Source organism: Thermococcus sp. M36 (assembly GCF_012027355.1).
In the GTDB taxonomy this organism is placed as follows: Archaea; Methanobacteriota_B; Thermococci; order Thermococcales; family Thermococcaceae; genus Thermococcus.
Map to the genome: position 1 here is coordinate 469,150 of NZ_SNUH01000002.1, position 24,801 is coordinate 493,950.

General features: G+C 54.2%; 22 protein-coding genes and 2 tRNA genes. 6 read left to right on the forward strand and 18 right to left on the reverse strand.

The annotated features are described in order from the left end of the window. Positions 1 to 94 precede the first annotated feature (94 nt). Positions 95 to 1,165: a Xaa-Pro peptidase family protein gene (locus tag E3E36_RS10335; protein WP_167895414.1), complete on the forward strand. Its 1,071-nt coding sequence runs from the start codon at positions 95 to 97 to the stop codon at positions 1,163 to 1,165. On the opposite strand, the gene E3E36_RS10340 is transcribed toward E3E36_RS10335, so the two are convergent. Beyond that, positions 1,152 to 2,768 (reverse strand): amidohydrolase, encoded by a 1,617-nt coding sequence (locus E3E36_RS10340; protein WP_240911843.1) that lies wholly within the window; start codon positions 2,766 to 2,768, stop codon positions 1,152 to 1,154. The two genes, E3E36_RS10335 and E3E36_RS10340, sit on opposite strands and share 14 nt — an antisense overlap. Before the next feature lie 218 nt (positions 2,769 to 2,986). Between E3E36_RS10340 and leuS the strand changes: the two genes are divergently transcribed. Further along, on the forward strand, positions 2,987 to 5,890 hold the full coding sequence (gene leuS, locus E3E36_RS10345) for a leucine--tRNA ligase (RefSeq protein ID WP_167895289.1): 2,904 nt from the start codon (positions 2,987 to 2,989) through the stop codon (positions 5,888 to 5,890). Positions 5,891 to 6,020: 130 nt separating this feature from the next. On the opposite strand, the gene E3E36_RS10350 is transcribed toward leuS, so the two are convergent. The 3 genes from E3E36_RS10350 to E3E36_RS10360 all read right to left on the reverse strand — a co-directional run bounded on the left by E3E36_RS10350 (position 6,021) and on the right by E3E36_RS10360 (position 9,272). Beyond that, positions 6,021 to 7,214, reverse strand: a complete 1,194-nt coding sequence (locus E3E36_RS10350; protein WP_167895290.1) for a hypothetical protein — start codon at positions 7,212 to 7,214, stop codon at positions 6,021 to 6,023. 230 nt (positions 7,215 to 7,444) lie between these two features. Next, a complete protein-coding gene (locus tag E3E36_RS10355; RefSeq protein WP_167895291.1) occupies positions 7,445 to 8,002 on the reverse strand; it encodes a hypothetical protein in 558 nt (185 codons plus the stop codon). Between the two features lie 4 nt (positions 8,003 to 8,006). Then, the gene (locus E3E36_RS10360) at positions 8,007 to 9,272 is read right to left on the reverse strand and encodes a hypothetical protein (RefSeq protein ID WP_167895292.1); all 1,266 of its coding nucleotides are present in this window, start codon (positions 9,270 to 9,272) and stop codon (positions 8,007 to 8,009) included. Between the two features lie 325 nt (positions 9,273 to 9,597). Here E3E36_RS10360 and E3E36_RS10365 point away from each other — a divergent pair, with 325 nt between their 5' ends. Beyond that, entirely contained in the window at positions 9,598 to 10,407 is an 810-nt protein-coding gene (locus E3E36_RS10365) for a class I SAM-dependent methyltransferase (RefSeq protein WP_167895293.1), read from the forward strand. A 3-nt stretch (positions 10,408 to 10,410) separates the two neighbouring features. Here E3E36_RS10365 and E3E36_RS10370 read toward each other — a convergent pair whose 3' ends face one another. The 7 genes from E3E36_RS10370 to E3E36_RS10400 all read right to left on the reverse strand — a co-directional run bounded on the left by E3E36_RS10370 (position 10,411) and on the right by E3E36_RS10400 (position 17,954). After that, on the reverse strand, positions 10,411 to 11,439 hold the full coding sequence (locus E3E36_RS10370) for a polyprenyl synthetase family protein (protein WP_167895294.1): 1,029 nt from the start codon (positions 11,437 to 11,439) through the stop codon (positions 10,411 to 10,413). Between the two features lie 70 nt (positions 11,440 to 11,509). Continuing rightward, positions 11,510 to 12,832 (reverse strand): RNase J family beta-CASP ribonuclease, encoded by a 1,323-nt coding sequence (locus E3E36_RS10375; RefSeq protein ID WP_167895295.1) that lies wholly within the window; start codon positions 12,830 to 12,832, stop codon positions 11,510 to 11,512. A 112-nt stretch (positions 12,833 to 12,944) separates the two neighbouring features. Beyond that, entirely contained in the window at positions 12,945 to 14,069 is a 1,125-nt protein-coding gene (fni, locus tag E3E36_RS10380) for a type 2 isopentenyl-diphosphate Delta-isomerase (protein WP_167895296.1), read from the reverse strand. A gap of 58 nt (positions 14,070 to 14,127) precedes the next feature. Then, positions 14,128 to 14,922 (reverse strand): isopentenyl phosphate kinase, encoded by a 795-nt coding sequence (locus tag E3E36_RS10385; protein WP_167895297.1) that lies wholly within the window; start codon positions 14,920 to 14,922, stop codon positions 14,128 to 14,130. Then, on the reverse strand, positions 14,919 to 15,923 hold the full coding sequence (locus tag E3E36_RS10390; RefSeq protein WP_167895298.1) for a mevalonate kinase: 1,005 nt from the start codon (positions 15,921 to 15,923) through the stop codon (positions 14,919 to 14,921). Before E3E36_RS10390 ends, E3E36_RS10385 begins: the two co-directional genes overlap by 4 nt. Positions 15,924 to 15,975: 52 nt before the next feature. Then, positions 15,976 to 16,854 (reverse strand): MEMO1 family protein, encoded by an 879-nt coding sequence (locus tag E3E36_RS10395; protein WP_167895299.1) that lies wholly within the window; start codon positions 16,852 to 16,854, stop codon positions 15,976 to 15,978. Positions 16,855 to 16,889: 35 nt separating this feature from the next. Next, the gene (locus E3E36_RS10400; protein ID WP_167895300.1) at positions 16,890 to 17,954 is read right to left on the reverse strand and encodes a pyridoxal-phosphate dependent enzyme; all 1,065 of its coding nucleotides are present in this window, start codon (positions 17,952 to 17,954) and stop codon (positions 16,890 to 16,892) included. Between the two features lie 69 nt (positions 17,955 to 18,023). On the opposite strand from E3E36_RS10400, the gene udp reads away from it, so the two are divergent. Next, entirely contained in the window at positions 18,024 to 18,860 is an 837-nt protein-coding gene (udp, locus tag E3E36_RS10405) for a uridine phosphorylase (protein WP_167895415.1), read from the forward strand. 82 nt (positions 18,861 to 18,942) lie between these two features. Here the strand turns inward: udp and E3E36_RS10410 are convergent. Together E3E36_RS10410 and E3E36_RS10415 are read right to left on the reverse strand one after the other, a co-directional pair. Further along, positions 18,943 to 19,017 (reverse strand) — tRNA-Cys (locus E3E36_RS10410). A 21-nt stretch (positions 19,018 to 19,038) separates the two neighbouring features. Next, positions 19,039 to 19,124, reverse strand: a tRNA-Ser gene (locus tag E3E36_RS10415). 111 nt (positions 19,125 to 19,235) lie between these two features. Here E3E36_RS10415 and E3E36_RS10420 point away from each other — a divergent pair. Both E3E36_RS10420 and E3E36_RS10425 read left to right on the forward strand, forming a co-directional pair. Next, the gene (locus E3E36_RS10420) at positions 19,236 to 20,501 is read left to right on the forward strand and encodes an Nre family DNA repair protein (protein ID WP_167895301.1); all 1,266 of its coding nucleotides are present in this window, start codon (positions 19,236 to 19,238) and stop codon (positions 20,499 to 20,501) included. Between the two features lie 66 nt (positions 20,502 to 20,567). Continuing rightward, complete coding sequence (locus E3E36_RS10425; protein WP_167895302.1) at positions 20,568 to 21,692, forward strand: alkaline phosphatase family protein; 1,125 nt, start codon at positions 20,568 to 20,570, stop codon at positions 21,690 to 21,692. Between the two features lie 70 nt (positions 21,693 to 21,762). Here the strand turns inward: E3E36_RS10425 and E3E36_RS10430 are convergent, their stop codons facing one another. The 5 genes from E3E36_RS10430 to rpoA2 are packed head-to-tail and all read right to left on the reverse strand — an operon-like array spanning position 21,763 to position 24,801. Then, positions 21,763 to 22,410: a 30S ribosomal protein S7 gene (locus E3E36_RS10430; protein ID WP_167895303.1), complete on the reverse strand. Its 648-nt coding sequence runs from the start codon at positions 22,408 to 22,410 to the stop codon at positions 21,763 to 21,765. Between the two features lie 5 nt (positions 22,411 to 22,415). Next, positions 22,416 to 22,859: a 30S ribosomal protein S12 gene (locus E3E36_RS10435; RefSeq protein ID WP_014788295.1), complete on the reverse strand. Its 444-nt coding sequence runs from the start codon at positions 22,857 to 22,859 to the stop codon at positions 22,416 to 22,418. A gap of 10 nt (positions 22,860 to 22,869) precedes the next feature. Continuing rightward, positions 22,870 to 23,307 (reverse strand): NusA-like transcription termination signal-binding factor, encoded by a 438-nt coding sequence (locus E3E36_RS10440; RefSeq protein WP_055429057.1) that lies wholly within the window; start codon positions 23,305 to 23,307, stop codon positions 22,870 to 22,872. Beyond that, positions 23,307 to 23,612: a 50S ribosomal protein L30e gene (locus E3E36_RS10445; RefSeq protein ID WP_167895304.1), complete on the reverse strand. Its 306-nt coding sequence runs from the start codon at positions 23,610 to 23,612 to the stop codon at positions 23,307 to 23,309. Before E3E36_RS10445 ends, E3E36_RS10440 begins: the two co-directional genes overlap by 1 nt. Positions 23,613 to 23,625: 13 nt before the next feature. Continuing rightward, entirely contained in the window at positions 23,626 to 24,801 is a 1,176-nt protein-coding gene (gene rpoA2, locus E3E36_RS10450) for a DNA-directed RNA polymerase subunit A'' (protein ID WP_167895305.1), read from the reverse strand.

Below are 24,801 nucleotides of genomic sequence, written 5' to 3' on the forward strand. Positions count from 1 at the left end.
TTACGGGAACATCCCGCGGGCCCAGCCCGCCCAGTCGGTCGAGGTTCGAGGTTGAGTTTTTAAGCCTTGCGGAGTAGTTAACATGGTGAAACCGATGCGCCTTCAAAAACTCGTATCCCTCATGAAGGAAAGGAACTTCGACGGTGCTCTAATAAGCCCCGGAACGAACCTCTACTACCTCACGGGGCTGAGGATACACGAGGCAGGTGAGAGACTCACGATTTTGGTTGTAAGTGCCGACGGCGATTACAGGCTCCTAGCTCCAAGCCTCTACGAGAACGTGGTCAGAAACTTCCCGGTTGCCTTCTGGCGCGACGGAGAGAACCCCTACGACAAGCTCGCCTGGATCCTGGCGGAGCTCCACCTTTCCAACGGCAGACTTCTGATAGAGGACACGATGCGCGCTGACTGGCTGATAAACGTCATAAGGCTCGGCCCCTTCGAGTTCTATCCCCTGAGCTCGCTCGTGAGGGAGCTCCGCATGAGGAAGGATAAGCACGAGATAGAGATGATGGGACATGCCGCCAAGGCCGCCGACAGGGTTTTCGAGGAGATTCTGAGCTGGGATTTGGTGGGAATGCGCGAGCGGGAGCTTGCCCTGAAGATAGAGCTCGCCATCAGGGAGCTCAGCGACGGGATCTCCTTCCCGCCGATAGTAGCGAGTGGAGAGAACGCGGCCAATCCCCACCACGAGCCCGGTGAGAGAAGGCTCAGAAAGGGGGACATGGTAATACTCGACTACGGAGCGAGGTGGAAAGGCTACTGCTCGGACATCACAAGGACAATAGCCCTCGGCAGGCCGAACGAGAAGCTCGTGGAGATTTACGAGGTCGTCAAGGAGGCGCAGGAGAGAGCTTACAGGGCTGTCCGTGAGGGAGTTGAGGCTAAAGAGGTGGACAGAGCGGCAAGAGAGGTCATAGAGAAGGCCGGCTACGGCGAGTACTTCACCCACCGGACGGGACACGGCCTTGGCCTGGACGTTCACGAGGAGCCGTACATCGGCCCGGACGGAAATGTAGCCCTCAAAAATGGCATGACCTTCACTGTGGAGCCCGGAGTGTACCTTCCCGGCCTCGGAGGGGTTCGCATAGAGGACGACGTCGTCGTTCACGATGGGAGAGGAAAAAGGCTGACAAGAGCGGAGAGGGAGCTCATCCAGCTTTGAAGACCCTCTCGCCAGAGACGTAGGTTTCGAGCACCCTTATTTCCCCCAGCCTCTTTTCATTGACCTCAAACGGATCGTCACTCACGATTATGAAGTCCGCGAGCTTTCCTTCCTCAAGAGTTCCGAGTTCATTCTCAGCGTGAAGTGTGTAGGCCGAGCCGTATGTGTAGGCGTGGAGCGCCTCCTCAATGGTTAGACACTCGTCCTTCGTGTACTCATAGGCATCCACGCCCTCATACTTTCCGCGGGTTACGGCCGCATACACAGTCTCCCAGGGATTTGCCGGTTCTATCGGCGAATCAGTGCCAAACCCAAGGACAACCCCGGCTTTAAGAATGCTCCTAAACGGGTATATCCAGTGCGCCCTCTTCTCCCCAACCCTTTTCATCACCCACCAATCGGTTATCACGAAGTGGGGCTGGACAGCAGCGACAATCCCCAGCTCGGCCATTCTCTCAATTTGGTCCGGCCTTAGAATCGAGGCGTGCTCTATCCTGTGCCTCATCCTTTCGGAACCGTTGAGCGAAGAGTAGACGTCCAGTATCATGTCTATGGTGGCATCGCCTATACCATGGACGGCCATCTGAAGCCCAGCTTCGTGAGCTTCCCTCACGATTTTTTCGAGAAGTCCCTTCGAGATGTTGGGGTAGCCTTCCGTCTCGGCGTCGCTGTAAGGTTCGCTCAGCCATGCGGTCCTCGCTCCGAGAGAACCGTCGGCGAGAACCTTTACCCCGTTTATCCTGAGCTTCCCTCTTCCGAAGCCCCTCCTGATTCCGAGCTTCCTGAGGGCCTCAAGGACGTCAAGGTTCCCGAACATGGAACCTTCTTTTACCTCCCTCTTCCCAGGGTCGAGGTAAGCGAAAACCCTTATCTTAAGCTCCCCGCGCTCCTCAAGGTTGGAGAGAGCTTTGAGGGTTTTTTCTTCCACGCTGACTGTTCCAACGGCTGTTATTCCGAGGGAGGCAATATAATCTGCCGCCACCTTCACGAAGTGCTCGTAATCCTGGAGCGTCAATGTCTCCTTGAACTTCTCGCGGGCGAGCTCAAAGGCCTCCTCCTTGACGACGCCTGTAACTTCGCCGTCCCCGTCCCTAACAACGCCCGGAAGCTCCGCATCAAGGAGGCCCGCCATCTCCATGGCCTTAGTGTTCAGCACCGCCGCGTGTAGACAAACACGCGATAACATGACCGGTCTGTCTTCGACGACTTCGTCCAGATCCCAGCGCGTCGGCCACCTTTTTTCCTCAAAGAGTTCCTGATCCCAGCCGTGGCCGAGTATCCACGTGGTCTTGGCTTTTTTTGCGTAGCTCCCAAGTTTCTTCTTCAGCTTGGCTATGCTCCTTACGGCCCTCAGGTCAAGGGTTTCGAGGTACATTCCAAGCTCCTCAAGGTGGAGGTGGGAGTCGATGAATCCCGGGAGAATGACTTTGCCCCGAAGGTCAATAACCTCTCCGTTGAGCTCCTCTGCGAGTTTCCTGGCTTTCTCGCTCGAACCCGCGTAGATGACCCTGCCCGAGTCGACCAGAATAGCGTCAGCGACTTTCAGCGGTTTAAAAGAGACGTAGATCCTTCCATTGACGAACGCCTTCAAATCAACCACCATTAAAACCTGCATCGAAAGGGTATAAAAAGCCCGCGGGACGCCAAAAACCTTAAATACCCAACTCCTTTACCAAAAGCGATGCCGATGAGGGGGGAGTGTCTTCTCCATCGCTGGAATCGCATCGCTGATGGCGCCGAGGCGCCCTGATTTCCCAGATAATCCCCCTATTCTGGAGTATCGCTCACGCTCTTTTGAAAAAATTTTGAGGAGGTATAGCCATGGCTGAGCTTAACTTTAAGGCCATTGAGGAGAAGTGGCAAAAGCGCTGGCTGGAAGAGAAGGCCTTCGAGCCGAAGGCGAATGAGAAGCCCAAGGAGAAGAAGTTCTATATCACGGTCGCCTTCCCGTACCTCTCGGGCCACCTTCACGTCGGCCACGCGAGAACCTACACGATCCCAGACGTCATAGCGCGCTTCAAGCGCATGCAGGGCTACAACGTGCTGTTTCCCATGGCATGGCACATCACCGGAGCGCCGATAGTCGGAATCGCCGAGAGGATAAAGCAGCGCGACCCCAAGACGATACACATCTACCGCGACGTCTACAAGGTGCCGGAGGAGGTACTCTGGAAGTTTGAAGACCCAAAGGAAATCGTTAGGTACTTCATGAAGGCCGCGAAGGAGACCTTCATCAGGGCAGGCTTCTCCGTTGACTGGACGCGCGAGTTCCACACGACGAGTCTGTTCCCGCCCTTCAGCAAGTTCATAGAGTGGCAGTTCTGGACGCTCAAGGACAAGGGACTGGTCGTCAAGGGCGCCCACAGGGTCAGATGGGACCCCATCGTCGGAACTCCCCTGGGAGACCATGACATAATGGAGGGTGAAGACGTTCAAATCCTGGACTACGTCATCATCAAGTTCATCCTGGAGGAGAACGGTGAGGAAATCTACATGCCCGCCGCGACGCTGAGGCCGGAAACGGTCTACGGCGTCACCAACATGTGGCTGAACCCCGAGGCAACCTACGTGAAGGCCAAAGTCAAGCGCGGCGAGAAGGTCGAGACGTGGATAATCAGCAAAGAGGCAGCGTACAAGCTCTCCTTCCAGGACAGGGAGATAGAGGTCATCGAGGAGTTCAAGGGTGAGAGGCTGATCGGAAAATACGTGAAGAACCCCGTCACCGGCGACGAGGTCATAATCCTGCCGGCTGAGTTTGTAGACCCTGACAACGCGACCGGAGTTGTCATGAGCGTTCCGGCCCATGCCCCCTTCGACCACGTGGCGTTAGAGGATTTGAAGAAGGAGACCGAGATTCTGCTGAAGTACGACATCGACCCGCGCGTGGTCGAGGAAATAAGCTACATCTCTCTGATAAAGCTTGAAGGCTACGGAGACTTTCCGGCGGTTGAGGAGGCGGAGAGACTCGGCGTGAAGAGCCAGAAGGACGTTGAGAAGCTCGAAGAGGCCACCAAGAACATCTACAAGGCCGAGTACCACAAGGGAGTCTTCAAGATAGAGCCCTACGCTGGCAAGCCCGTCCAGGAGGCGAAGGACCTGATAGCGAAGGAGCTCCAGGAGAAGGGCATCGCCGAGATAATGTACGAGTTCGCCGAGAAGCCGGTCATCTCGCGCTTTGGAAACCAGGCGGTCATCAAGATAATCCACGACCAGTGGTTCATAGACTACGGAAACCCCGAGTGGAAGGAGAAGGCGAGGGAAGCGCTCGCGAACATGACTATCTATCCAGAGAGCAGGCGCACACAGTTCGAGGCGGTAATAGACTGGCTCGACAAGAAGGCCTGCGCGAGGAAAGTTGGATTGGGAACCCCGCTCCCGTGGGATCCCGACTGGGTCATCGAGAGCCTGAGCGACTCGACTATTTACATGGCATACTATACGATAAGCAGGCACATGAACAAGCTGAGGGAAGAGGGCAAGCTCGACCCGGAGAAGCTCGACAGGGAGTTCTTCGACTACCTGTTCCTGGAGGAGTTCAGCGAGGAGCGCGAGAAGGAACTTGAGGAGAAAACCGGAATCCCGGCCGAGGTTATCCACGAGATGAAGGAGGAGTTCGAGTACTGGTACCCGCTCGACTGGCGCTGCTCTGCCAAAGACCTCATCCCGAACCACCTGACGTTCTTCATCTTCAACCACACGGCCATATTCAGAAAGGGGCACTGGCCAAGGGGCATCGCCGTCAACGGCTTCGGAACGCTGGAAGGCACCAAGATGAGCAAGAGCAAGGGCAACGTGCTGAACTTCATCGACGCGATAGAGGAGAACGGTGCGGACGTCGTCAGGCTCTACATCATGGGACTGGCCGAGCACGACAGCGACTTCGACTGGCGCAGGAAGGAGGTCGGAAAGCTCCGCAGGCAGGTCGAGAGGTTCTATGAACTGATAAGCGAGTTCGCCACCTACGAGGCCAAAGATGACGTCGAGCTCAAGGACATCGATAAATGGATGCTCCACCGCCTGAACAAGGCCATTGAAGGATCCACCAAGGCCCTGGAGGAGTTCAGGACGAGAACGGCCGTGCAGTGGGCGTTTTATTCAGTCCTCAACGACCTGCGCTGGTATCTAAGGAGAACCGAGGGCAGGGACGACGAGGCAAAGCGCTACGTGCTGAGAACCCTCTCCGACGTATGGGTCAGGCTCATGGCTCCGTTCACACCGCACATCAGCGAGGAGCTCTGGGAGAAGCTCGGCGGAGAGGGCTTCGTGAGCTTGGCGAAGTGGCCCGAGCCGAACCCGGCCTGGTGGAACGAGACCATCGAACTGGAGGAAGAGTACGTCAAGAACCTCATCGAGGACATCAAGGAGATAATCCGCGTGGCAAAGATAGAGGACGCAAAGAGGGCATACATCTACACGGCTCCAGAGTGGAAGTGGCGCGTTGCTGAGGTCGTCGCTGAAAAGAGGGACTTCAAGGCAGCCATGTCCGAGCTCATGAAGGACCCGGAGATGAGGAAGCACGGCAAGGAGATAAGCAAGATGATACAGCGCCTCATCAAGGAGCGTGCCTTCGACGTGAAGCGCATCGACGAGGAGAAGGCTCTCAGAGAAGCCAAGGATTTCATCGAGAAGGAGCTTGGCATCGAAATAATCATCAACCCAGAGGAGGACAAGGGCGGAAAGAAGAAGGCCGCGATGCCGATGAAGCCGGCGGTGTTTGTTGAATAAGTTTTCTCTTTTCTCTGTTTTCACACTCTCAAATCCAGAGAACGCTGTATGTCGACCTCAAGCATTACACAAGTTCCCAAGACAAAAAGCAAAAAGAAAAGGGAAACACAGTGTTGTTATCAAAGCCACATCACTTTCGGTTTATAAACCACGGGTACATCTCGACGGTGAACTCAATTGGTGGGGCATCCACACTCTTTTCTTCGTGTAAGATAACACAGCCCCCATAACGCAATCCGCAGACACGAGCTGAATCTTCATAGAAGAAGGTAGATTTTGCCTGTATTCGGATATCACCCTCATGGAATGGAGTTCCTGACTCAACGTGAACTAAAACAACCGGGTGAGATATGAAAATCTGCCCCCAAGCTGGGGAATCGCCGAACCATTCCCTCTTTTTGAGGTCGTAGAACTCGAATTGGATCTCTGAATTTGGATCAATGTCATCTGTGTACCACTTAAAAGTCAATCCTTTGGTGTAACTTTCGCTGAAACCTGCCTGTGCATTGGGCAGGGGTCTTCCATTGACATCAATACCCACATTAAGACCCCACGTTATAACGGGGTTAGATGATGACCCGCTTCCCTCAGGCCTGAAATTTCCGAGACCTATAAACGCATGCTGGGTGTTCAACACAGTTACTCTCTCCTTGACTTCCTTAACTGCCACTTTAAAGTTTCCCGGAAAATCCTTTTCCTTCGGGACTTTGGCTTCATGAGTTAAGTAGACGTAATAAACGTATTGTCCGCTGGTACTCGAAGTCACCCAAAAGTCCCCGCCAATCTCATTGTACACCATAACGGTATCTTTTTTCAATGTTTTGATTTCCAATGATGTCCGTATAGACCGTATTCCCCCAATATACTTCCAGTTCCTTGATGGTTCATCCGCAAGGGCGCCCGTTACTTCAAGGGGCACGTCTCCAAATTTACTGGCCTCAGAGTAAAAGCTCCTCGTGAGGGTCTCAACATCAAGATTCCTATCCTCCTGCCCAAAGTAGTACAGAGGCACATAGGCACCCGTTGGAAGACGTCTGAGCGCAATTCCAACAAAAGTCGCGTTATTGAACTCGTCGAAGTCTATGCGGAGGGTAAGCTTGTCCTGGTATCGTTGAATGAACAGCTCTGCTGAACGAAGGCTAGACTTACCCGTAAAGGTTTTCACTATGATATTTCCTGTGTTGGGAGGTAAAATTGGAACTTGAATGTTTTTATCCGTTGATAGGTTCATAGGACTTCCAGTTACGGCAATGTTTGGAATATCTCCAAGCGTCCCCACCATCAGCAGTCCGAGAAGGACTGCCAGCAGGGACCTCCACTTCATTGAGCTCACCTCCGATAATGTTTTGCAAAATGATTACGAATTTGTATGTTTATAAACTTTTCTTTTTTTAAAGTAAATTTGAAACAATTGTAAAGAATTACTATTGACACGGACATGATAACCAGAGAAAACCGAGATAACAATTCAGAGCCTTATAAAGCACGTAAACAGGAGTAAATACCGCTGAAGCCGGCGGTGTTTGGGGAGTGAGTTCGAGATTATTTCCTCCTCTATTTTTTCTGCGTTCTGTTTGCCTCCTGAAGTAACCTCCGGCATTCTTTATTCATATCACTCAATCCTTGGATGATGTTCCCATAGGTCGGAGGGTACACACGGGTGAAGTTTATTATTGTATCGAGGCCGTTAGAGGCAAGAAGAACGTCCTCGTGAGTCATGTTCTCGCTTTGGACTGTGTAGTACACCACTTCGAGAAGCTCCACACAGTCCCCACCGGAAGGAAAAAGGCTGTCATTTTCATACCCCAACCAGGCACCCAAGTGATCGACATCCCTTTCCAGCCTCGAAAGCGAATATTTTGTATTGTTCAATTCAATGAGCAAGGCAAGTTTGGATTCAGTATCGAGGGGAGTGTCCATAAGGGCATTCGTTAGTTTTGCATGACGCCTTAACTCGAAAATTTCATGTATAAGCTGAGAAGTCACAAGAGTTTCCTTTATACTCTTCTGTTCTTCTCTCAAACGCCCGTTTTCGTGCGAGACTGACCAAAGCTGTGCAATCAAAAGAAAAATAATGAAAAGGTACAATGCATCCCTTACCCCAAGCTTCATAGTATCACCCATGTGTTACGTATATTGGTATATTAGTGTTTATAGTCCTCACCTTTGTGGCATAAATGTATTCCCAGTAAACTGGAACCTTGTAAAATGCATAAACTGGCGCCATGCCGCCGTCCCCTTCTTGGTATTCTATTATGACACCCTCAACGTTTATTCTATTGCCCGTATCCGATAATTCAACATTGTCAAATATAAATCTAAATGAATTAGACTCCTCTCCGGGGAATATATGAAACTGCAAAGGAAGGGGTGCCTCAGAATCCGGGATAATTAGTGACAAGGGATTAGGAACCCCTATGTACCAAGTCAATAAGTCAAATCCCCACTTTAGCAAATTAGGGGAACTTGGCTGGGGAGGTATATCTATAGGTCCAGCGATCCGATACACCCTGTCATGCACTGTAGAAGTCCATGGTGCAGTAATACCGATTTCTATCGGGTCATTGTAGTTCCCAAGTGTGAGCGGAGTTCCCATGCTAACTAATGAAAAAGAAGTTCCTCTGTCAATGTACTTCCCCTCATCCACGATTTTGATTGCCACCTTGTAGTCACCATAATCGTTTATATTGGTAGGTCCTTCGAATATGCACCTTACCCAGATATACCACTGCTCCTCATATGGTTCCACCCACTGATACGTAACTATAATGAATTCATCATCACTACGGATCACACTCTCAGTACCACCTAAAGCAATAACTTCAGAGTCTCTTGGCTTCAAGATTTTGACTTCGGGAGGTACAACCAATGGCAACCAGTAGTTCTTGTCGATGTCTATAACAGGTGGATTCATAGACTTAAAAAGTCTAGGTGCATATTCGTTGGTTGTGCTTAAAGCATATAATCCACCTTTGATATCTTTAATGAATATCTCTACCTTACCGTCATCATAAACATTGCCCTGTAGGATAGTGGCTTCGTCTTTTTTCGAGTTATTAACTAAGAGCACGTAACCTTTAAAATACTTAGATCTAAACACTGAAAATCTCTTTTTAACAAAAAGTCTAGACCTTCCATTAAAGATTATAACACTAATTGTATCTGTGCCTAATCGAATTAGCCCCGTGACATTTTTCTTTATCTCGATATTTTTAGAAGAGTATGATTTTGTGTTTATGCTAGGAGTCGGATCGTACAGTCCTTTAGCAGTAATAGTTATACCCTGGCTTTTTGAAGGCACCTCCAGAGCTGTTGCACTCTCAGCCATCACCCCAACCATCAGCAGTCCCAGTAGGACTGCAAACAACAGCTTCCACTTCATATGGTTCACTTCCTCTGTAGTTTTGCACTCATTTTTAGAGCGAACTCCTTTATAAGTTTTATTATTAGTAAAAGTAAATAGAAAAATTAGCAAAGTAATTTAATTAATACCACTTAAATTTGGACTTTCTAAGAGAAATAGAGTCGGAGTAAAGGAGTTGCATGATTATACACACAAACAAAAATGCATCCTCATAGAGCTTTACTGGAAAAGCAAAAAGACACCTAGCGGATTTCGACCTATTATAAACTCGACCCTAACTTATAAAACTTTTTCTCCGAAAACGCCTTAAAGAAAAGAGCTTTAACCATTTTCGGTGTTTTCCATGGCTCTTACTGAGGAAGCATTTAAAGAAAACGTCCTCTCAAAAATTCCGCCCCGGGACGAGTACCCACTCCCTCCAGACCGGCTCCATATCGAGATACTCGAACGCTTCCGCGTCCTCCAGCACGCACCGCTGAGGAGGGGAATGAACGTCCTTGAAATCGGGTGTGGTGCGCACGCATTAACAACAGTCCCCCTGGCTTACTTCGTCGGCGAGACCGGCAGGGTCGTTGCCGTTGATCTGAGCAGGTGGCGCTTCTTTGAGGAGATATCCTCCGTAGCTGGCCTAAAGCATAGGATAATCCCCTTCAAGGTGGACGCGAAGGAACTGCCTTTTCCGTTTAGGGCCTTCGATTTAGCCGTTCTCGTTCATGGAGTTAGAAGCCTGAAAAATGAGGAAACGATGGTTAGGGTCTTCTCCGAGATGCTCCGCGTGGCAAACATGGTTTTCATAGCGGAGAGCCTTCCCATAGCGAACAACGAGAGGCAAAGGGCACATCTTGAGCTCTACAACCTGCGCGAGGATATCTTTGAAGCGCTCTTCGGCGAGAAGGACGACCTGCACTATCTCCCGCTGAAGAGGCTGAGGGAGCTGGTGAAAACGGCAGGTGGAGAGATAATTGAAAGCGGAACCTTTGAGCCGGGCCTGCCGCACTACTTAGCTTACATCCCGCGGGAATATGTGGAGCAGATAAAAGACGGGAAAAAGCGCGCCGAACTTCTGGAGCGGTGGGATATGGCGTATGAAAAATGGAAAGCTGGTGCGGAGCATCCGCCAGTGGGATGGGTTCTGGCGGAAAAAGATGAGTAAAGCTCAGAACTCCCTCTCAACGAGGAACTCGGCGAGGAGCTCCAGATCCCTGCGTGCTTCGCTCTCGGGAAGGATCTTCAGAGCATCGTTGGCCTCCCTGACGAGGTTCTTAGCGTATTCTGCGGCGTAGTCTATGCTGCCATACTTCCTGAGGAGCTCGATGGCCTTAGCCACTTCCTCCTTAACGTCCTCATGAATCAGAGCATCGTCTTTGGCGTCGCCTGCGTACTTTCCAAAGACTCTCATAAACTCAGCCTTGTCCTCTTCGCTGGCGTTCTGGAAGAAGTGGCTGACTATGAGGGTCTTCTTGCCCTTCCTTATGTCGCTGCCGACGGGCTTGCCGAGCTTTTCCTCGTCGGCGATGAGGTCGAGAACGTCGTCCCATATCTGGAAGGCTATTCCAACGTTCCTGCCCCACTTCGAGAGCGCCTGAATGTACTCCTCTTTGTCAGTTCCAACGATAGCGCCGATCGTTGCGGAGCCGTCGAAGAGTGCTCCGGTCTTGCCGCTTATCATCTGGAGATATTCATCAACGGTGACCTCTTCCCTCGTCTCGAACTCGATGTCGAGAGCCTGTCCCTCGCACAGCTCGTTGGAGGTCTGGACGAGGACTTCTAGAATCCTCGCTTTCTTCTCGGGACTGACCTCGGCCTTGGCAACAGCCTCGAAGGCCTTGCTGAAGAGCAGGTCGCCGGCGAGGATTGCCATGTTGATACCCCAGACCTTATGGACGGTCGGCCTTCCGCGCCTGAGCTCGTCCATGTCCATTATGTCGTCGTGGACGAGGGAGTAGTTGTGTATAAGCTCGACCGCGGCCGCTGGATAGAGTGCCTTGCTTGGATCACCGCCAACGGCTTCAGCCGCCCTCAGGACGACGAACGGGCGAACCCTCTTGCCGCCGGCGAGCGGATAATGCCTGGCAGCGTCGTAGAGCTTTTTCGGTTCTCTCTCCGGAATGAGCTTGAAGAGCACATCATCAACGTCCTTTGCCATCTCCTTAACCCTTGCGAACAGATCATCATACTTTCTCATTCTACCACCCCGTGAGCAATGAAAGCAATGTCAAAAGGAAAAAGGGAGGAACGGTTTATCAGTTTTGCCCTCAGGGCACTTCAACAGTGTAGCCGTTCCTTGAAACGAAGACGTCCCTTCCGATGAGGTATCCCTCTTCCTCTGCCAGCTCCGCGTAGTGGGTGAGCATCCTGAACTCGCCGTGGGCCGGGACGATGTTTTCGGGGTTGAGCAACCTGAGGAGATAGCGGTGATCCTCCCTGCTCGCGTGGCCGCTGACATGGAGGTCTTTTATCATCCTGACACCCCTCATCCTGAGCTTTGTCTCAAGGACGTAGCGCTGGGCCCTGTTGAGCGGGTTGGGTATCGTCCCGGCGGAGAAGACAACCGTATCGCGCTTGCCTATGTCGTAGAGCTCGCCGTTGGCCATCCTCGTTAAAACTGCACCCGGCTCGCCCTGGTGGCCGGTGACTATCAGCAGGTAGTTCTCCCTGGCCTGACTGACCTCCCTCAGAACCTTCCTCACCGCGTTGGGGCTTCTGATTGCCCTGGCACCCTTCATCTTTATGAGCCCCAGCTGTTTGGCTATGCCGGTATACTTGGCCAGAGAGCGGCCGACCAGAACGGCCTGCCTGCCCATCTTGTTGGCTATCCAGATGAGCTCCTGAAGGCGAGCAATGTGGCTGGCGAAGGTGGTCGCTATCAGTCCGTCGGCCTCCATGCCCTCGTAGAGGAAGAAGTCTTCGAGGAGCATCTGCGCCACTGCTTCGCTCGGCGTCTTGGTTGGTTCAGCGACACGGGTTGACTCGGCTATAAGAACCTTGACACCCTCCTTCCCGAGCTCCTTCAGGCGTTTGTAGTCGGGCCTCTCACCGAGCGGGTTGTTGTTATCGAACTTGAAGTCACCCGTGTGGACGACCGCGCCCTCAGGCGTGTGGACAACCACCATCGCGGACTGCGGTATTGAGTGCGTTATCTGGACGAACTCTATGGCCAGGTTCTCGCTCACCTGGACTATCTCGCCGTATTCAGTCTCGTACATTGGGTTCTTGACCTCAAAGTACTTCTCGCTCTTGACCTCGCCCTTGGCGAGCTTTATAGTGTATGGGGTGCCGTAAATCGGGACGTCCGGGTAGTGAGGAGCGAGCTTGCCAACGGCCCCTATGTGATCCAGATGGCCGTGGGTGAACGCGATGGCAACGACTTTTTTGTGCTTTATTCCCGAGTCATCGGGGATGGCGCCCAGCTTCTGGAGCTCCTTGGTGGGGAACTCCTGAATGTTCACATCCTCATGTATTAAAACACGGTCTAGGCGGATCCCCATGTCTATTATAACAACCTCCCCGTTGTACTCGACGGCGGTCATGTTTTTGCCGACTTCCTCATAACCGCTAACTGTGTGGATTTTTATCATGGCTATTCCTCCTAACGCCCCCAAGCCTCTCCTGAGGCATGGGGCTGCGTTGGTCTTAGTTGTGGGCAGGGGTTTAAAAAGGTGTGCATTTCCGGGGGAAAAGAGACGGGGGTCAGAACCTCCTGTCCCGGAGGTAGACCAGCAAATCAATCCTCTGCTCCAGCCACTCCCTCGTGAATCCTGTGACCACGAGCGGGACCCTTCTGAGCTCCTCGACGTTCCTGGCACCAACGAGGAACATGGTGTTCCTGATTTCCTCGATATAGCGCCTGAGAACCTTGATGACGCCCTCAACGTCGCCCTTGACGGCAGGCCTGAGCAGCGGCAGGGCAATGCCGGCGAAGGTCGCACCCATCGCCAATGCCTTAGCCATCGTTATTCCGTCCCGCATCCCGCCGGTGGCTATTATCGGCAGCTCGGTCGAATACCTGACCTCAGCGACGCTTATCGAGGTCTTTATACCCCAGTCCCAGAACCTGAGAGCCAGGTTCCGCCCCAGCTCGTCCTTCGCCCTGTAGTACTCGACCGCGCTCCAGCTCGTCCCGCCGAGGCCGCCGACGTCGATGGCGTCTATACCGATGCTCTCGAGCCTTATCGCGACCTCCATCGAGACGCCGGCGCCAGTTTCCTTGGCGATTATCGGGTAGGGGAACTCGGCCTTAAGCTCGGCGAGGGCCTTCAGGACACCCCTGTACTGTGTATCCCCTTCGGGCTGGACGCTCTCCTGGAGGGGGTTCATGTGGATTGCCAAAGCGTCCGCCTGAATCGTCTCGACGGCCTTTAAAGCCTCATCAATGCCGTACCTGTCAGGCATTGTCTCGGCGAACTGCGGCGCCCCAAGGTTGCCGACGAGGAAGACATCAGGCGCGACGTCGCGGACGTAGTAGCTTTCCCATGTCTCGGGCTTCCTTATCATGGCCCTCTGGCTGCCGACGCCCATGGGGATGTTCAGCTCCTGAGCTGCCTTTGCCAGGGTCTTGTTTATCTTTCCGGCGAGCTGAGAGCCTTTCGTTCCGCCGGTCATGCCGGCTATGAAAATTGGGTAATCGAACTTCCTCCCAAGGAACTCGACGCTGAGGTCTATTTCCTCCTTGTCTATCTCGGGAAGGCTCATGTGGACGAAGTGAATGTCCTCAAAACCGTTGGAAACGTGAGCCTGAACGTTTCTTTTCAAGCAGTGCTCGATGTGCTCGAATTTCCTGATGACAGTGAGTTCCTCCTTATCGAACGCCTGCATTCACACCACCGATGGAAGAATGGTAGGAAAAGTTAAGAGGTTTTGGGTCCGTGACGTCCTATTCCCGGGCAATCCTCGTCCCGAAGCCATCCCCCCTAATGGCTCCGCTCAGCCTCCCCGGGACTTTGCCGTTCACGAACCAGACCTCGGAGTGCTCCGCTATCTTCTTCGCCTCCCTCAGCTTGTTGCAGATACCACCGGTGACGTCGGTTCCAGCTGAGGTGCAGTGGAGCCTCTCAAGGAGGGCAAGTATCTCCTCCTTTGGAAGGTTCTGAATAAGGCGTCCCTCCCCCGGCTTTCCGTCATAGATCCCGTCAACGTCCATGAGGAATATCACCTTGTTCGGCTCAAGCATCTTGGCGAGGTAGGTTATTATCTGGTCGCCGGAGAGGATCTCGACGCCCTTAGCCAGGTCAATGGAGACATCCCCGAAGAGCACTGGTATGAACTTCAGCTCAAGGAGCCTCTCCACCACCTCAAGGTCGCCGTAGGCGACTTCACCGTTCTCGGTTATGAAAACGGAGGAGGTCGAGACCGAGAACGCCGGCAGGCCCTCTCGGACGAAGGCCTCTATAAAACGAGCGTTGGCCCTCAGCATGGCCTGGTGGGTGAGGGTGAACCCTATCCTCTTGAGGTGAGCGGTCTCCCAGTCCCCGGGGAGGCCGTCCCTTATCCGGTACTCCTTGGCGTAGGGGTGCCCGAAGCTGCCCCCACCGTGGACTATTATGAAGCCCTCCCTCGGATAAAAGTTCACTATCTCCTTCGCTATCCTCCTCACGGTCTCCCCGTCGAAGTTCTCTGCTTTTCCCTTCTTATCGCTGAAGACGCTTCCGCCGACCTTGACGATTATCATGGCAGAACCTCCTCTATTCTGAGCCCTTCCCTGCTTATCCTCGTTATCATCGGCGTTCCGCCGGCTATGGTTATTGCCGTCGCCACCTCACTCTGCTTCTCCGGAGCTAGGGCGTACATGCAGCCGCCACCGCCGGCGCCGGTTATCTTTGCTCCGAGCGCGCCGGCAGTTCTGGCAGCGTAAACCAGCTCGCTGAGCTTCTTTGTTGAGACGCCGAGGGCATCTAAAAGTCCGTGGTTGATGTTCATGAGCCCGCCGAGCCTGGCGAAGCGTATCTCTTCGTCAAGATCGGAGAGAATGACCTCCCTGGCCCTCTCGACTATCTTGCCCATCGAAGCGAGTATCGGCTCGACGACGTCAGGCATCTCCTCATAGTTCCTCCTAACCATTGCGACGAGCTCCTTCGTTGAGCCACTTGAGCCCGTGTAGCCGACGACTATCGGCAGCTCCATGAAGGGCAGGTGCTCGAAGTTACCCTTCTCATAGTGGATGAAGCCCCCTATTGCCGAGACGGTGGGGTCTATACCGCTTGAGGCGCCCTGGACGAGGAGCTCAACCCTGTGGCCGAGCTTTCCGATTTCCTTATTGGTCAGTTCCAGGCCGAGGAGCCTTGAGACCGCCCCTATGGTCGCGACGGCTACCGCTGCAGAGCTTCCAAGGCCGGCCCCGACTGGTATCTGCGAGGTTATCGAGACTGTTACTCCCTTCCCTGTTGAGTCGGCCTCCTCCCGCACAAGCTCAATGGCCTGCCTGACGTAGCTCAGAACCTCGGCGGCCTTTCCGTAGTCGCTCTCAAAGTATATCTCATCCTCGGAGAATGAGACGGTTAAACCGGGGACGCGTATGTCCTTGGCCTCTATCTTAATCGCCCCAGTGTCGTTGAACTCGGCCCAGACATACGTCCTGAGGTCTATCGCTGCCGCTATGGCGGGTTTTCCGTAGACAACACTGTGCTCCCCAAAGAGGATAATTTTAGCAGGTGCCGAAGCGAGAACCCTCATACCCAACCCTCCTGGAAAAGGAAAGGATGGAAAGTTTATGTGGGTTTTGGTGTTATCTCCTCATCACGATGCCCGCGTAGCCGACCACAGCGTCCGTCGAGCGGCTCACCTCGAAGCTCGTCGTGTAGTGGAGAAGCTCGGCTTCAAGGGCTCCAGCTAAGCGCGAGTAGACCATTGCCGTCCCGACTCCACCGGGCCCGCACATCGTGTGGTTCATCTCTCCCAGTTCCCTGAACATCCCATTAACATCGAAGTCGAGAATCCTCCTTATTATGCGAAAATCCCACTCCTTTATCCTGTGGGGGAGCTCTTCTGCCCTCACCCTGAAAGGCACGTAGCCGTATACGGGGCCGTAGTGCATGAAGTCTGTGCTGGCTATGACGACAACGTCCCTGCCGAGCTCCTTTGATGCCTCAAAAACCGCCTTGCCTAAGCTCCCGGCCACCTCTTCGTCGTGAATTCCGAGGGCGATGGGGACTATCTTAACCTCCCTCCCGGCCAGTTCGCTCAGATACTGGATGAAGGGAATCTGAACCTCTATGGAGTGCTCGTATTTGTGGGCAAGCTCGTCAAGATCCACCATGCCGGAGATCCCTGCGATGGCCCTGGCCATCTCGGCATCAACTTCGATCTCTCCGAGCGGGGTGAGCCATTTTCCCGAAGGATAGACCGCTATCGGCGAGCCCAGGCCGGTGTGGTTCGGGCCCAGGATGACGAAGGTCTCGGGCAGGCCGTCCTCAAAGATGGCCTTATAAGTCCTCGAGGCCGTGTAGCCCGAGAAGACGTAGCCCGCATGGGGGGCAACGCCAGCGGTTATCCTCCTTTCGTTTCCCTCCTCACCTAAATCCTTGAAGAACTCCTCCAGCATCAGCACGAGCTCTTCACCCGAAGGATAGAAGCTGCCGGCGACTGCCGGATACCTTACCTCCATGATCCCCACCTCCAAAGGTTTATCGCCCTCAAGGTCTAAATACCTTCGGTCAGTTTGAGGCCTGAGCCAGTGAGGGGGAGAAGAACCCTCGAACCATCCGGGATTTCGCCGCTCTCGACCAGCTTCCACAGGGCCGCGAGGACAACGGCAGAGGTAGGCTCAACCAGAAAACCCGCCCGCTTAAGCCAGTCCAATGCTTCCACCGTTTCGGGCCCTTCAATGCTCACACAGAGACCGTTTGTTTCCTCGATCGCCCTTTTCATTTCATCAATCCTCGGAGGTTCTGGAATCGCTATGCCGTCCGCGATGGTGTTGAGGAAGCCGGAACGCTCGCAGAGACTTTCGTAGCCGCCGGCCTGAACCGCAACGAGCCGGGGGAGCTCCGCGATCTCGCCCATATCCCTTAATTCCGTGAAGCCCTTCCAGAGGCCGAGGAAAAGCGTTCCGCTCCCCGCCGGGGCCAAGACGTAGTCGGGAACACCGACCTGCTCGTAAGTTTCAAAGGCCACCGTTTTTGTACCCTCGATGAAGTATGGGTTAAGCCAGTGGGAGACGTAGGTTATCCCCTCGCGCTCTGCAAACTCTACTGCCATTTCGTGAACCTTCATCCTGTCCCCATCAACGAAGTGGAGTACCGCCCCAAGCCTCTCCAGAAGCGAGAGCTTCTCCGGCATCGTATTGTATGAGACGAATAGGTGGGCAGTTATCCCGGCCGGAAGGGAGTACAAGGCCATGCTCAGGGCCGCGTTGCCGGAGCTGTCGAGGACGACCTCCCGGATCCCTTCCTCCATGAGCTTTGCCACGGTGACGTAAGTCCCACGATCCTTGAAGGAGCCACTCGGATGGAGGTATTCGAGCTTGAACAGCCCGACGACCGGACCTATCTGGAGTGCAGCGGTCGGGGTGATAGCGGGCACTGCCGGGGGGAGGTAGTTCCCGCCCACGGGGAGGAAGTTGAGGTAGCGGCGCATGTCTAGGTACGAGAGAAGGCTACCGAAGAAGCTGAAGTGGTTCCGCCTGACTAGCAGGGTTCCGCCGCAGTCGCAGGTCAGACGAAACGTCTCCGGGTACTCCCTACCGCAGCGTGAGCAGACGAGCATCGTACCACCCAAGGTTTTTTATTTCCACGAACGATATCTATGGCACAAGTGGATAAAAAGGTGGTTGCCATGGTTGAGAAGTTCGTTTCCGCCGAGAGGCCCCAGACCGAGGAGGGTTACCAGTACCACATAGCCTGCAAGCCAGGAGATGTCGCACGTTACGTCCTCTTGCCCGGCGACCCTGAGAGGGTGCCGAAGATAAGCTCCCTCTGGGACGAGGCGAGGGAGATAGCTTTCCACAGGGAATACAGGACACACACAGGCAGGTATAAGGGCGTCCCGATAAGCGTGACGTCCACCGGGATCGGAGGACCGTCCACGGCCATAGCCATCGAGGAACTCGCGGCGATAGGTGCCGATACCTTCATCCGCGTCGGCTCTACCGGCGCCATACAGCCGGGGATGGAGATCGGCGACCTGATAATAGCGAAAGCCGCGGTGAGGCTTGAGGGGACTTCAAAGCAGTACGTCCGCGTTGAATATCCAGCAGTTGCAGACCTTGAGGTCACCCTTGCACTGATAGAGGCAGCCGAAACGCTGGGCGTCCGCTACCACATCGGCATAACCGCCTCGACGGACAGCTTCTATCTCGGCCAGGGCAGGCCCGGGCTGAAGGGCTACTTCCCGAGCTTTGCCAAAAACATACTCGACGACCTGAGACAGGCAAACGTAACTAACTTCGAGATGGAGGCGGCAACCCTTTACACACTCGCGAACATATACGGACTGCGTGCAGGATGCGTCTGTGCGGTCTTCGCCAACCGCGTTACCAACGAGTTCGGCAAGGCCGGGGAGAAGGAGGCCGCCCTCGTTGCCAGTGAGGCCGTGAAGATACTCGCCGAGTGGGACGAAGAGAAGGAGAAGGCCGGGAAGAAGGTCTGGTTCCCTGGACTGAGGAAGATCTAAGCCTTTTTCTCTTTTCTCATCCCAAGAATCTCATTAAGAGTTTAGATTGGAAACTGGATCTTCTAGTCGGCAAAAGGTGGTGTGGAGCCGGGACCGGGATTTGAACCCGGGTGGAAGGGATCTGCAGTCCCTCGCCTCGCCTCTAGGCTATCCCGGCATCTGACCCCAGAGAAAGATTTGGCGCCGCGGAGGGGATTTGAACCCCTGTGGGCAGCGCCCACCGGCTTAGCAGGCCGGCGCCCTACCAGGCTAGGCTACCGCGGCACTCCAATGCCCGAGTTATATGAGCTGGAGGGGGTTTTTAAGTTTTTTGGAAGGTACTCGAGATGCCAGCGTCGGCAAACCATAAATACCCTCCCTGAGTAACTATCCTCGATGACCCAGCTCTTCAACTCCAAGCTCTGTGCCGTCTGCAAGGGCAGGAAGCTCCTCTGCGGCAGGCCCACCTGTCCAATACTCGAGCGCTTTAGAGTAGCTCGAACCATCGAGCAGAGGCTCAATAAAAGGCATCTCTTCGGCTCTTCCCCACCAAGCATCTTCGTCGGAGAACACGGCTACCCAAAGGTCAGAATCGGCCCGCTTGTGCCGCCCATCGAGGGTAAGACGGACTACCTCGACAACCCGCTCAAGTGGGAGAACAAGACGATAAGGGACATCCTCTACTACCGCTCGCTATTGGTTATGGGCGAGACGAAAGCAGATGTCCACGTAAGGAGGAGCGGGAGAATCCTCGGCGAGGTTCAGGAGCTGGCGATGTCAATAAAGCCGGTTGACAGCGAGATACTCCTCAAGAGAAAGCCCGTCCTCAAAGTCCTTCCAAGCGAGTTCGCGCCGCCAATAGGACCAAAGGCGGAGCTTTTGGACTTTGAGCTCACGGAGAATCCAAGGATTCCGAGGAGGACGGACTACGTCGTTAGCGATGAGCTAAAGGCAGAGCAGGCAATAATGCGCCTATACAACTGGGGCTTCGACGAGTATTACATCATCAGACTTCTCTCTGCCGGACTCCTCGGAGTGGACAAAAAGCTCGTTCCCACGAGGTGGAGCATAACTGCCGTCCAGGACACGATAGGCAAGAATCTGAGGCGCGAGATTCTCCACTACCCGGAGATAAACGACTATGAGGTCTACTTCTACCGCTTCCTAGGGAACCGATACGTTGTTCTTCTGATGCCCGAGAGCTACGCCTTCGAGCTCCTAGAGGTGTGGCTGAAGGGTTCCCTCTTCGGGGCTGGCGAGCCCAGCGTTATCCATGACTACGAGGACTTCCGGGGAAGAAAGGAGTACGTGAAAGAAACAGCCGGAGCGTATCACGCCGCCAGGCTGAGCGTCCTTGAGGCACTCCGCGTGAGGAGGAGACAGGCGAGGATAGTGGTCTTCCGCGAGGTCACGCCGGAGTACTACGCCCCTGTTGGGGTCTGGCAGATAAGACTGGGCGTTAAAAAGGCTATGAACAACCTGATAGGCCGCTTTGAGACGCTTAACGAGGCTTTAGAAGCCGTTAGGAGGCGTCTTGAACACCCCTTCGAGAAATGGCTGGAGAGGAGCTACATACTCGGGAGCCTTGCGAGGCAGAAAACTTTGGACGAGTGGCTCGGAAAGAATATATACCGCCTCGGCAGAGAGAATCCAGGTGGATGACGAACACTCCATCCCACTGAAGCGTGATGACTGCACGTCAGGCTGACACCACTTGGAGGTTTTGGGATGAGGAAAAAGCTCGCGCTGATAAGCCTCGACGGCTGTGGGATCTACAACCTGAAGCACATGCCCTTCCTGAGCGAGCTTGCTGATAGTGGGAATTTCACCGTCGTTGATTCTATATTCCCGACACTCACCGATTTGGTCCACACCAGCGTCATGACCAGCGTCTGGCCCAAAGACCACGGCGTCGTCGAGAACGGCTACTACGACAGGCTGGCCGATAGAAAGGTCAACTTCTACGACTACGAGGTGGCCTTTAATCCCCACAAGGTCATTAAGGCCCCGACCATCGTTGACCTGTTGCGGCAGAAAGGTGTTAGAACCGCAGCCGTCAGCGGCTATACGATGCCCCCGTTCAGCGGGACGGACGTTAGAATCTTCCCGCCCTTCTTTGCTGGTGACAGGATGTACCGCCAGCACGGTCGCGATTGGAGGAAGGACGTCTGGGTCATGAACTCGGCCATCTACCTATACGAGGAATGCAGGCCGGATTTGCTCCTCGTACACTTCGCTTCGATAGACGGCATGGGCCACGACTATGGGCCGCTGAGTGAGGGGGCTCTAAAGGCTGTTGAGACCGTTGACACTGCAGTTAGAACTCTATGGGAGCGCCTGAAGGAAGAGTACGCCTTCATAATCTTCGCCGACCACGGACAGGAAGAGGTTCACACCTGGGTGAACCTGAAAACCTACCTCAGGAAGCACGGCATCGAGACGCTACGCGTCTCCTCTGGCGGTGGAGTTCACGTTTATCTCAGAGACCCGAACCAGGCCGAGGAAGCCTTTGAAGTTCTGAGGAAGGCTCCAGGGGTCAAAGAAGTCTTTTTCCGCGATGAGCTTCCACACCTCGACACGCCCCTGAGTGGTGAGCTGATAGTCTCCGCCAAGCCTGGCTACTGGTTCTGCTCCCACAGAATGTGCAGGGGGATTAAGGGAGTAAGCCACTGGGTTAAGGGAATGCACGGCTCGATGAACGAGCCGGTTGTGAAGGTTCCGCTCATATTGTGGGGCTTTGAGAAGGTTGAGCTTGAAAACGCCTCGCTTATGGACATAGCCCCGACTGTTTTGATGTTTTTTGGAGCTGAAAAGTCGGCGAACATGGTGGGCAAGAGCCTGATCAAAGGATGAGCAACTAATGATCTTAGTATCTTTCAGGGAACGGTAAGAATGGTAGAAAAGTGGGAAAAGCCTCCAGCCCTCAGCGTGAGGACTGGGCGATCCTCTCGATCTCTTCCTTCTTGCTGTAGGCGAAGCTCTTCGGATCCCTGTTGGCGGCGGCTATTATTTCTTCGGCGAGAGCCTGGGCGTAGCTGGTCTTGTTCCTGTAGCACTTGGCTGAAGCGCCGAGGGCGATGTTCTTGAGGGCTATGTCGAGTCTCCTGAGCGGTGAAACGTCAACGGCCATGTGATAGCGGATCCCACCGAATGCGATGGTGGTCGTGTCTTCCCTCGGGGCGGAGTTCTCGATAGCCCTTATGAGGACCTGAATCGGGTTCTGCTTGGTTCTGCGCTCGATGATCATGAAGGCCTCCTTGACGACCTCGTAGGCCTTCATCTTCTTGCTCATGAGGGAGCGGTGCTCTCTCCTCATGAAGTGGCCGCCGACCTTGTGGCCGCTGGCGCCGCTGCGCATGACCTTGTTTATGAGCCTCTCGACGATGTGAACGTTGGCCTTGCCGAAGGACTTCTTGGCGTGCCTTCCGTGGCTGTGCGGGAGTATGCGAGCGTCGAGGTTGATGTAGGGCCTGAGCGATGGGTCGTTGACGACGACGTCCTCAACGCTCCACCTTCCCATGACCTTGAGCTCCTTAGGCTGGTAGAACCTCTCTGTAAGCGGCTTGGCCATTCCCTTCACCTCCTCGGCTTCTCCTTCCTGCCCTTGACGAGCTCCTTGAGGGAGACCCTGTTGACCTTGACGACCTTGTACCTGATTCCTGGAATATCACCCATAGAACCGCCCTTGGGACCGCCGATTCCCTCGATGATGACCTCATCGTGCTCATCTATGTGGTTGATGGCACCATCACCGGGGGTGAAGGCGGTAACGACTTTACCGTTCTTGATGAGCTGGACACGGACAGCCTTACGCATAGCCGAGTTCGGCTGCTTTGCCTCAACTGCGATCTTCTCAAGGACTATCCCCTTGGCCTGCGGGGCTCCCTCGAGCGGGTCGCTCTTCTCCTTGAGCCTGAGGACTCTCCTCTTGTAGCGGATGTCGCTCCAGCGGAACTTCTTTCTCTTGAGCTTGAGCTTCCTACCGGCAAACTCTCCATACGGGGCCTTCTTTCCAGGCATGATCATCACCTCAAATTATGATCACATCATGAATGCCGTGGTGTCTCTCCATCAGCTCTTTTACGAGGTTGATGTTCTGGCCGCCCCTTCCAATGGCGCGCGGCTTCTCGCGCGGGCCTATGTCGAGGAGGGCGACCTTCTTACCATCACGCTTCTCAGTGATGTGAACCTTTTTAACCTTAACCCCGAGGCTCTTATAAATGTTCCTCAGGAACTCTTCGGGGTTCTCCGAGTGCTCTATGAGTTCAATGTCCTTCCCGAGCATGTTCTGGACGCGCTTGACGTTGGCTCCCTTCTTTCCGAGGGCGAGGCCCATCTCTCCCTTCTTGATGACGTAGATGAGCCTGTTCCTGTTGGTGTCTATGAGGCAGTCGAGGACTGTTGCCCCAGTCATGCTCTCAAAGAGGGCTATGAACTTTATCTGGTCAGTGTTGAGCTTCAGCGGCATTACTCCTTACCCCCAAGGGCAAGTATTCTGCTCTCACCGGGATCGATTATCGCAAGGGCCGAGACGGTGTGCGGCCTTCCGAGGAGCGTTCCGAGCTCGACGCTGGTTCCCTCAAACTCGTAGATCGGTATGCCGCTGAGCTTGGCGTAGTACTCGATGTCCTCCTTGATGTCGGGCCTGGCGTTCCTAGCGACTATAATCAGCTTGGCCCCACCCATCTTGGCGTACTGGATGCTCTTCTTGGCACCCATTACTATCTTTCCGGTGTCCTGTGCTTTCCTAAGCTCGAATGCAAAGTCAACCATTAACTACACCTCCCTACTCCCTTTTCGGTCTCAGGGGGAGATTCATTGCCAGCTTAACGATTCCCGTACCGACAGGCACGGGCTGTCCAATGAGGACGTTCTCAACAACACCGTTGAGGGGATCAGTGTCGCCCCTCTCAGCAGCCTCAAAGAGGTGCTGGGTGGTTATCTCGAAAGCGGCCCTGGCAAGCACGCTGGCCTTCTCCCCAACTATACCGTGCCTGCCTATGGGCAGTATGACGCCGTCGAGCGTCATCATATCGGCGACCAGCATAATGTGCCTGACGTCGACCTCAAGACCCTGCTCGCGCATGGTGTTGACGATTTCCTCTATGATGGCGTTTCTTGCTGCCTCGATGCCGAGCACCTCGGCGATCTCGTGGATGTTGTTGGTTCTGGTCCTGGTCGGGTCCACACCCGGAACCTTGAGAACCTGCTTGAAGTTGGAACCCTCGGTGTAGATGACGTACTCGTCGCCTTCCTTCCTTATGATGGTCTTTCCGACGCCCGAGAGGCCTTTAAGGCGGTGCTTTTTAACCTTTTCGGCAAGCCTCCTGAGGTCGGAGAGCTTGCTCACCTTCTTGGGGCGCATGATAATCGTATACCCGTCCACCTCAAACTCGGCGCTCTTAAAAGAGCTCTCAAGCTTTCTCTGTATCTTTTCCATGTCTAGACCGCTCTTCTCAAGCCTCTCAGGGTCAATGTCAATTATGAACTCAAAGTTGAGGATGTCTATACTGGTCTCCCTCGCGAGGTTTTCGAGTGTGGTTCCCTCTATGCGCCTCGCCACCTCAAGGGCCTTTTCACGGTCATACCTGTGCTTCTCGTCGAGGTAGACGGTCATGATCGGCGTTGACGGGTTCTTCCTGGCGTCAACAATCTCGATAATCCTCGGAAGACCGAGGGTGACGTTAATCTCAGCGACACCCGCATAGTGGAAGGTGTTAAGGGTCATCTGCGTTGACGGCTCACCGATGGACTGGGCCGCAACGGTTCCAATAGCCTCACCAGGCTCGATCAGGGCCCTCTGGTACTCCCTGACCGCCTCCTCTATTATGGCCTCCACTTCCGCCTTCTTGAGCTTGTATTTCTTGTTGTACTCGACGAGCTTATTGTAGAGCTCCTCCCTGATGTTCTCAGGAAGGTCTGCCTTGTCGACCATGCTCTTAATGGTCTTCGCTGCAACCAT

Bases quoted from the DNA above. Each gene is read 5' to 3' on its own strand.
- E3E36_RS10335 (WP_167895414.1), top strand. From the start codon at position 95: ATGCGCCTTCAAAAACTCGTATCCCTCATGAAGGAAAGGAACTTCGAC.
- E3E36_RS10340 (WP_240911843.1), bottom strand. From the start codon at position 2,768: ATGGTGGTTGATTTGAAGGCGTTCGTCAATGGAAGGATCTACGTCTCT.
- leuS (WP_167895289.1), top strand. From the start codon at position 2,987: ATGGCTGAGCTTAACTTTAAGGCCATTGAGGAGAAGTGGCAAAAGCGC.
- E3E36_RS10350 (WP_167895290.1), bottom strand. From the start codon at position 7,214: ATGAAGTGGAGGTCCCTGCTGGCAGTCCTTCTCGGACTGCTGATGGTG.
- E3E36_RS10355 (WP_167895291.1), bottom strand. From the start codon at position 8,002: ATGAAGCTTGGGGTAAGGGATGCATTGTACCTTTTCATTATTTTTCTT.
- E3E36_RS10360 (WP_167895292.1), bottom strand. From the start codon at position 9,272: ATGAAGTGGAAGCTGTTGTTTGCAGTCCTACTGGGACTGCTGATGGTT.
- E3E36_RS10365 (WP_167895293.1), top strand. From the start codon at position 9,598: ATGGCTCTTACTGAGGAAGCATTTAAAGAAAACGTCCTCTCAAAAATT.
- E3E36_RS10370 (WP_167895294.1), bottom strand. From the start codon at position 11,439: ATGAGAAAGTATGATGATCTGTTCGCAAGGGTTAAGGAGATGGCAAAG.
- E3E36_RS10375 (WP_167895295.1), bottom strand. From the start codon at position 12,832: ATGATAAAAATCCACACAGTTAGCGGTTATGAGGAAGTCGGCAAAAAC.
- fni (WP_167895296.1), bottom strand. From the start codon at position 14,069: ATGCAGGCGTTCGATAAGGAGGAACTCACTGTCATCAGGAAATTCGAG.
- E3E36_RS10385 (WP_167895297.1), bottom strand. From the start codon at position 14,922: ATGATAATCGTCAAGGTCGGCGGAAGCGTCTTCAGCGATAAGAAGGGA.
- E3E36_RS10390 (WP_167895298.1), bottom strand. From the start codon at position 15,923: ATGAGGGTTCTCGCTTCGGCACCTGCTAAAATTATCCTCTTTGGGGAG.
- E3E36_RS10395 (WP_167895299.1), bottom strand. From the start codon at position 16,854: ATGGAGGTAAGGTATCCGGCAGTCGCCGGCAGCTTCTATCCTTCGGGT.
- E3E36_RS10400 (WP_167895300.1), bottom strand. From the start codon at position 17,954: ATGCTCGTCTGCTCACGCTGCGGTAGGGAGTACCCGGAGACGTTTCGT.
- udp (WP_167895415.1), top strand. From the start codon at position 18,024: ATGGTTGAGAAGTTCGTTTCCGCCGAGAGGCCCCAGACCGAGGAGGGT.
- E3E36_RS10420 (WP_167895301.1), top strand. From the start codon at position 19,236: ATGACCCAGCTCTTCAACTCCAAGCTCTGTGCCGTCTGCAAGGGCAGG.
- E3E36_RS10425 (WP_167895302.1), top strand. From the start codon at position 20,568: ATGAGGAAAAAGCTCGCGCTGATAAGCCTCGACGGCTGTGGGATCTAC.
- E3E36_RS10430 (WP_167895303.1), bottom strand. From the start codon at position 22,410: ATGGCCAAGCCGCTTACAGAGAGGTTCTACCAGCCTAAGGAGCTCAAG.
- E3E36_RS10435 (WP_014788295.1), bottom strand. From the start codon at position 22,859: ATGCCTGGAAAGAAGGCCCCGTATGGAGAGTTTGCCGGTAGGAAGCTC.
- E3E36_RS10440 (WP_055429057.1), bottom strand. From the start codon at position 23,307: ATGCCGCTGAAGCTCAACACTGACCAGATAAAGTTCATAGCCCTCTTT.
- E3E36_RS10445 (WP_167895304.1), bottom strand. From the start codon at position 23,612: ATGGTTGACTTTGCATTCGAGCTTAGGAAAGCACAGGACACCGGAAAG.
- rpoA2 (WP_167895305.1), bottom strand. From the start codon at position 24,801: ATGGTTGCAGCGAAGACCATTAAGAGCATGGTCGACAAGGCAGACCTT.